This window comes from Shewanella sp. AS16 (genome assembly GCF_021412365.1).
GTDB lineage: Bacteria > Pseudomonadota > Gammaproteobacteria > Enterobacterales > Shewanellaceae > Shewanella > Shewanella salipaludis.
In genome coordinates, this window is record NZ_JAKCLK010000273.1 from 1 (window position 1) to 290 (window position 290).

General features: G+C 53.4%; 1 protein-coding gene. It reads left to right on the top strand.

The features are described from left to right. Positions 1-290 (top strand): amino acid permease (locus LZP73_RS20275; RefSeq protein WP_326490379.1); only part of this gene is annotated, 290 nt, incomplete at both ends.

A 290-nucleotide genomic window follows, 5' to 3' on the forward strand; every position in this document is an offset into this window, starting at 1 on the left:
GCGTTTATGTCCAGTTCTGGTTCCCGGAGATGGCGCAGTGGATACCCGCATTGATCGCGGTGGCGCTGGTGGCGTTGGCGAATCTGGCTGCGGTGAGGTTGTACGGCGAAATCGAGTTCTGGTTCGCGATGATCAAAGTCACCACGATTATCGTGATGATTGTCATTGGCCTGGGCGTGATTTTCTTTGGCTTTGGCAATGGCGGGCAGTCGATTGGTTTTAGCAATCTCACAGAGCATGGCGGTTTCTTTGCTGGTGGCTGGAAAGGGTTCCTGACCGCATTGTGTATT